The sequence below is a fragment of the Desulfobacterium sp. N47 genome, from assembly GCF_051233685.1.
Lineage (GTDB): Bacteria > Desulfobacterota > Desulfobacteria > Desulfobacterales > RPRI01 > RPRI01.
This window is the reverse complement of record NZ_JBAMMY010000019.1, coordinates 1-1,693: the sequence shown is the minus strand read 5'-3', so window position 1 is coordinate 1,693 and position 1,693 is coordinate 1. Positions and strand designations below refer to the sequence as shown.

The 1,693-nt window shown below is 39.9% G+C and carries 2 protein-coding genes; both read right to left on the bottom strand.

What is annotated here, in order from left to right; all coding sequences use genetic code 11:
* Positions 1-406: 406 nt before the first annotated feature.
* Positions 407-682 carry a type II toxin-antitoxin system HicB family antitoxin gene (locus VXK47_RS00530; protein ID WP_435546820.1) on the bottom strand — a complete coding sequence of 92 codons (276 nt, stop codon included), beginning with the start codon at positions 680-682 and terminating at the stop codon, positions 407-409.
* Between the two features lie 13 nt (positions 683-695).
* Positions 696-1,166, bottom strand: a complete 471-nt coding sequence (locus VXK47_RS00525) for a hypothetical protein (RefSeq protein WP_435546819.1) — start codon at positions 1,164-1,166, stop codon at positions 696-698.
* Positions 1,167-1,693 lie beyond the last annotated feature (527 nt).

Here is a 1,693-nt window from a genome sequence, read left to right as displayed (position 1 = left end):
GGCCTTCAAAAATTCTGAAACGATATCCGCCTTCAGCGCAAGTGGGTCAAGACTTACGCTTAATATCTTATGACAATGAGGGCATATAGACGTTTTGAACATTTTGGTTTTCCTTTATTATGTATTTTTTGTTTTATAACGCCCGGGGTAACAGGTGCGCGGCGGTTTTTCCGCGTATCCTTGTTCACCCCGATGTTAGCCCAGCTTATTCCATTCATCGGACGTAATGGCTCGTCCTAAAATTCCTTCGACTTCATTTAGCATCATACGTAGCTGGTGAACTGAATATTCAGTATTTGACGGGATGGTCAAACGGTATCCTTCAAAAACCATAAATTGATGGCGTGTCCCTGAATAGGGGCCATCAAAATCAAGCTTTCGTAATCGTCTAATGAACTCTCGGCGTTTACAGGGCTGCCATCGACTCATTGGTCGGTTCCTTATTCAAGTCATATCCAGCCAAAACTGGAATGGGATGCCCTAATTTCAAGCCGACCAATACCCAATCTTCAAGGGTAGAACGTAATTCGTCTTCACACTCTCGTAATGTTTTACCGAAAGCGATGACTCCTTTGCAGGATGGTATACGGCCGGAAAATGTTCCATCTTCAAGCTTGTCAAATTCTGCTTGAGATAAAGCATTTTCAATGTAACCTGTGAGGATAAATCGTAACATTTTCATTCACCCCCTTAATTTAATATGTCTTGAGATATTGCTTCCATAATTCTTTGACACTGATTCCGTCAGTATTGGACCAGTGGGCTGGTCCACGCACCGATTCACTACTAAAACCTTCTTTCTTCAAGCATTCTTTTGCAAGCTCGCTCATCGAGAATCGTTCATTGTTCCAAAGGAGGTTATTTCCGGAAATGGTGGAGTCGTAACCCGGTATCTTTTTCCCTTGATAATCAAGGAGAAAAAGGGGTTGTCCTTCCTGAAGGAGACCAGATTGAACGAGTTTATGTAAATCTGTCTTTGGTTGTTTTTTTCTTAATGTCCCTTTTCTTTGCTCCTGCACTATTTGAGAGGAAGGCTTTTCAAATCTTGTTGGTTTGCCATTCAGATTAAATAGCCTACGAAGAGTTAAATTAGGCGTCTCAACAAACGGAATCGCTTTACTTTGAAGATAACCAAACACCTCATCGTCTATTTCGATATTTCTCATGTAACACCTCCTTGCCCTTAAATAAGTTTAGTTAAGAACAAGAATAAGCCTAATTCTAATTCTTGTCAAGCAAAATAAGAATATAGGCTAACGGTATGTTCACTGGAAACTTTGGAGCGCAGCGGAAAAGGTTTCCAGTGAAACATTTTGTTGGAAACTTTTCTTTATCCCATTGCATTGCACATTTTAGTACTGTTCCGCACGAAGCCATTGTATATGAGAGGCTAAACCATCCAAACCGGGGAACATTGAGGCACGAGTAATGCCGTATCTATAGAGAATAAACTTAAGGTCGCGTCTGAAACTTGCATCAATAATATATTTGGCCAGCTTGTCTGACACCAAGGGTGTAGACGGGTTTGGATGTATAGTGAATATGCCAAGTTTGATCAACGACAATTATTATTTCCCTTCGGCGACAATTAAAATTCCCGTTTTCATATTATCTTAACCTATTTATTTTAAATAAATATCTTGCATAATAAATTCTTTCAGATATTTTATTTTCGTCTTTCCGGAGGATAGGG

Coding starts and splice junctions, on each gene's coding strand:
- VXK47_RS00530 (WP_435546820.1), bottom strand. CDS start 682: ATGAAAATGTTACGATTTATCCTCACAGGTTACATTGAAAATGCTTTA.
- VXK47_RS00525 (WP_435546819.1), bottom strand. CDS start 1,166: ATGAGAAATATCGAAATAGACGATGAGGTGTTTGGTTATCTTCAAAGT.